This window comes from uncultured Tateyamaria sp. (assembly GCF_947504105.1).
Lineage (GTDB): Bacteria > Pseudomonadota > Alphaproteobacteria > Rhodobacterales > Rhodobacteraceae > Tateyamaria.
Window position 1 is genome coordinate 1 of sequence record NZ_CANNGP010000094.1, and the last position, 4824, is coordinate 4824.

Here is a 4824-nt window from a genome sequence, read left to right on the forward strand (position 1 = left end):
ATCCGTTAGCATATCGCGGCCTTGGGCCGCGCGCGTCGCCCGGCAGGGTATCGGCGCGAGCCGATGCACGAGAGGGCTGGCGTCCACCCCTTGCCCTTTTTCGGTCCGCAGCACATCCCGGCCCTGGGTCGCGCCAATTCCCAAGCCTTTTAAGGAAAAACCCGCCGATGCGCATGCAGTTGATTTGACCAGACAGGCCCGTCTGTTTATGTGAATTGCAAAAGATCGGAGAGCAGAATGAACCGCACCCGTTTGATCCTGTTGGCAGTCGTTGCCGCCACTGCACTCGCAGCCTGTGAAACCGCCAAAGGCGTCGGGCGCGATATCACGCGCGCAGCGGACGCCGTGGACCGGGCGATTTAAGCGTGCGGCCCTGCGGGCCGCGCGCGTCACCCCGGCAGGGTATCGGCGCAGCCGATGCACGAAAGGGGGAAGCACAGCTTCTCGTGCAACACCGTAGGGCGGGCTTCAGCCCGCCAAGCCCGACCAAACACCGCCCGCGACATGTCCACAAAGCACCACAGCGCGGAATCAAGGCCAAAGGCCGCCGCGCATCGGCAGGCCCTCCCACGGCCTGTCGATTTGGCCGGTCTTGGTGCTTCGGTGAATCGGAAGATGCACTTGGCGGCCATAAAGTGCTGCAGCACAAAGGTTGGATCGACAGCCCAGGGCCTGCCTTTGGTCAGGCGTATCCAACCACCAATACCGTAGGGCGGGGTTCCACCCCGCCAAACCACACCTCAATACCGACGAAACGCTTTTCTAAGCCTCATAACTCGGCGGCAACGTCGCTGCCTCGGGCTTCGGCTCCGCCGCACCCAAATCCGAAGTCCACCCCCGGAAATTCTCCAGTGTCAAATCACTTGGCCATTCTCCAAAGAAATGGCTCACGGCCAAACCCAGCGACCCAACAAGGCCAGCGCCAAATGCCGTACCGGCTGCCTTCAGCGCACTTTGCGTGAACAACCCATGAACCGTCTTCGCGCGGGCATCACGCAAATCCGCTTCCAACCGCGCAATCTTCGCATTCAGGGCCTTGATATCCTTCGCCAATTTCGTTTCCTTGGCGTCCGCCTGCTCGGCGCTCTTCACCGTGGTCGCGATCCAGCGAAACAGCTGCGGCACATCTTGCAGATGCTCCAACGCATCCGGCAAACAGTTCGCCGGAGCCTCCTTGAGATACTGCGCAATTGCACGCTCAAGCGTGTCCGCAGCGCCCTCTGCGGCCAAGGCAGCCATGTCCGGCGCTGCGAGCAGGCGTCGAACATGCTCTAAGAGCTTTTGTCTTTGTAGCTCGGGTACGTTGTCAGGACGATCAAACGCTTCTTCACGCTTGGCTTCAATCTCCCGGATCGCCGCCGCCACATTTGCCACAGCGTCCTTACCATCCCAAACCTCGTCCGGAAGCAGCGCAACTTCGGTTGCCAGCTCCCAATTGCGGAAAGTGCCATCCCACATGCCGCGATACCAATTTGCCCAAAACGCCCAATCCGGGTGGCCGTAAAGGCTCTGCATAAACTGCCCGTGCGCGAGGAATAGGGGTTCGGGCACATTGCCGCCACTCCACAAAGGCAAAGCGACCAAATGATCAGCGGCGAATTTACTGTCGATTTGAATCGCCAAGTATCCAGCTGCTTTCGGTACAACTCCCTTTGATTTTACGCGGTCGCGGTAACAGATAGCTATGATTGCTGAATTTGAATAGCGCCCGTTAAACGCGGCTGAATCCGCTGAAAGATGGGTGTCCTCAACAGTGCCATACGTGGCGGTTTCAACAGCTGAAATGGCTGCACGAGCTGCCTCGCTGGCGGCCGAGTGCGTTAATGCTTCCGGTGAGAAAGAGATATCAAAATTTGGATCAGGGGATGGAACCGCATGCATTGCGGAATCCGCTGCGAATGCCGTAGATCGGGCGATGGTGCTGAACCGTTTTTGAACATCAGCCGATTGGGTGACGGAATATGCGTAGGTAGTGAGGACTGCGCGCAGTGTAAGAAGCGTACGCAGTGCTCCTGACCTTCCCTCAAATAGTCCAACGCAACCGGCAACCCTCAGGGCGGCTCGACTGACCAAGACGCAACGTTTCTCGCGACTTTGCGTCTTAAACCATGACGTCGCAGCTTCTATGTCCGAAAAATCAACATCTGCCATCATCACCCCACCTGCAACACGCCACCCATTGACCAACCCCAAAAACCCTTACATATCCCAACCATGACACCGCTCTCACATATCCGCAATTTCTCCATCGTCGCCCATATCGACCACGGGAAATCGACCCTCGCCGACCGGCTGATCCAGTCCACCAACACCGTGGCCGACCGGGACATGAAGGAACAGCTGCTCGACAGCATGGATATCGAACGCGAGCGGGGCATCACGATCAAGGCCAACACCGTCCGCATCGACTATACCGCCAAGGATGGCGAGCACTATGTCCTGAACCTCATCGACACTCCCGGGCACGTAGACTTCGCCTACGAGGTCAGCCGCTCCATGCGCGCTGTCGAAGGCTCACTTCTGGTTGTCGACAGCACCCAGGGGGTCGAGGCGCAGACGCTCGCTAACGTCTACCAGGCCATCGATGCCGACCACGAAATTGTCCCCGTTTTCAACAAAATCGACCTGCCCGCCAGTGACATCGACCGCGTCGCCGAACAGGTCGAAGACGTCATCGGCATCGACGCGAGCGGCGCCATCGCCGTATCCGCCAAAACGGGCGAGGGGATCATGGAGACGCTGGAGGCCATCGTCACCGAACTCCCCGCGCCCCAGGGCAACCCCGATGCCGACCTCAAGGCCATGCTGGTCGACAGTTGGTACGACAGCTACCTCGGCGTCATCGTCCTGATCCGCGTCATCGACGGGCGGCTCAAGAAGGGCGAAAGGATTAAATTCCTGTCCAACAAAACCGTCCACCACGTGGACCGCGTCGGTGTCTTCCGCCCGCAGATGGAGATGGTGGACAGCCTCGGCCCGGGCGAGATTGGCTTCCTCACGGCCTCGATCAAGCAAGTGCGCGACACGCGCGTCGGCGACACGATCACGCATGAGCGCAAAGAGGTCGACCCGCTGCCGGGCTTCAAACCCGCCCAGCCGGTTGTCTTCTGCGGCCTCTTCCCAGTCGATAGCGCCGAGTTCGAAGACCTCCGCGACGCCATCGACAAACTCGCCCTCAACGACGCCAGCTTCTCCTTCGAAATGGAAACCTCCGCCGCCCTCGGCTTCGGCTTCCGCTGCGGTTTCCTCGGCCTCCTGCACCTCGAAGTGATCCGCGACCGGATCGAACGCGAATACGGCATCGAACTGATCACCACCGCGCCGTCCGTCATCTACCACGTCCACATGCGCGACGGCACGATGATGGAACTGCACAACCCGGCCGACATGCCCGACCTGTCCATCGTCGACCACATGGAGGAACCCCGGATCAAGGCCACGATCCTCGTGCCCGACGACTACCTCGGCGACGTGCTGAAGCTCTGTCAGGACCGGCGCGGGATACAAGAAGACCTCACCTACGCCGGCTCCCGCGCCATGGTCGTCTATGACCTGCCGCTGAACGAGGTGGTGTTCGACTTCTACGACCGGCTGAAATCGGTGACCAAGGGCTATGCGTCCTTCGACTACCAGCTGACGGGCTATCGCGAGGACAATCTGGTCAAGATGTCGATCCTCGTGAATGACGAACCCGTCGACGCCCTGTCGATCATGGTCCACCGCGACCGGGCCGAGATGCGCGGGCGGGCGATGGTCGAAAAGCTCAAAGACCTGATCCCCCGCCACATGTTCAAAATCCCGATCCAGGCGGCGATCGGCGGCAAGGTCATCGCGCGCGAGACGCTGTCAGCGATGCGCAAGGATGTGACGGCGAAGTGCTACGGCGGGGATGCGACGCGGAAGCGGAAGCTGCTGGACAAGCAGAAAGCCGGTAAGAAGAAGATGCGGCAGTTCGGGAAAGTGGATATTCCGCAAGAAGCTTTCATTTCCGCCCTCAAGATGGACGGCTAAGCCGTCCATATCGGGCGGAAATGAAAGGCAGTGCGCGAAAGTCGTATCGCGCAGCGATGCGCGTAGCGGCACCCGGTTGAGCGTCGAGAGGATCGAAACTTGCAAGAGTGATAATTCGAAACAATATGTTAAGAACAAATAGTGAACAATACCACTTAGGCAGCTTTAGGTTTGTGAAATGAATATTCTCTCATATAACGAAGCTATGGAAAAAACGCCTGTAGTTCTGACGCTTACAATTGATAATTCGCAACCAATTAAGCTTACCGATTTTGTTACAGCATTTACATCTCTCTCTAGAGAATACTCATCGACTGTAAAGGCATCAGAAGATTTCTCTGATGAGGATGCGGAAATCTATATCAAAGAGATTCGGCAAGGTTCAATCGTTGCCGATTTGATACCGATTGCAGCTTCCGTTGTCCCCTTGGTCGTTGCTGAAGCTGATAAAGTGCTGCTTGCTGTTGAAACTGTTGACCGTTGGAGAGAAAGGTTCAGCGCACTCCTTCAAGGTACCATCCCAGAGAACGCATCAAAGACCGACCTTAAGACATGGGCGGGAGCAGTTGCGTCTGTAGCGCGTGATCCCGATGCAAGTTCCACCTTGGAAGCGGCTACTTTTGAAGACGGTAAGCGGGAGATAAGAGCCACTTTCACGTTCAATAGTCGTGAAGCTAAGCAGATTGAGAATGTAATCGAAGCTGAGTTCGAGCGATTGGATGAAAAGAAAGAGGCTGATAGAGGTGGTCCTAGATTTTCGACCAATTTGCAGCCGGTTTAAGATGGATCAGGGGTTCATTTAGGCTGCTATTC

At 57.5% G+C, this 4824-nt stretch carries 4 protein-coding genes; 3 read left to right on the forward strand and 1 reads right to left on the reverse strand.

Annotated elements, in window-relative coordinates:
• The first annotated feature begins 237 nt into the window (after positions 1 to 237).
• Positions 238 to 363 (forward strand): EcnA/B family entericidin, encoded by a 126-nt coding sequence (locus Q1A75_RS23265; RefSeq protein ID WP_299205730.1) that lies wholly within the window; start codon positions 238 to 240, stop codon positions 361 to 363.
• Between the two features lie 399 nt (positions 364 to 762).
• Here the strand turns inward: Q1A75_RS23265 and Q1A75_RS23270 are convergent, their stop codons facing one another.
• Positions 763 to 2151 carry a hypothetical protein gene (locus Q1A75_RS23270; RefSeq protein ID WP_299641430.1) on the reverse strand — a complete coding sequence of 463 codons (1389 nt, stop codon included), beginning with the start codon at positions 2149 to 2151 and terminating at the stop codon, positions 763 to 765.
• A 63-nt stretch (positions 2152 to 2214) separates the two neighbouring features.
• Here Q1A75_RS23270 and lepA point away from each other — a divergent pair, with 63 nt between their 5' ends.
• Positions 2215 to 4011, forward strand: coding sequence for a translation elongation factor 4 (gene lepA, locus Q1A75_RS23275; RefSeq protein WP_299592466.1), 1797 nt, complete (start codon positions 2215 to 2217; stop codon positions 4009 to 4011).
• A gap of 178 nt (positions 4012 to 4189) precedes the next feature.
• Positions 4190 to 4792 carry a hypothetical protein gene (locus Q1A75_RS23280; protein WP_299592465.1) on the forward strand — a complete coding sequence of 201 codons (603 nt, stop codon included), beginning with the start codon at positions 4190 to 4192 and terminating at the stop codon, positions 4790 to 4792.
• The last annotated feature ends 32 nt before the right edge of the window (positions 4793 to 4824 follow it).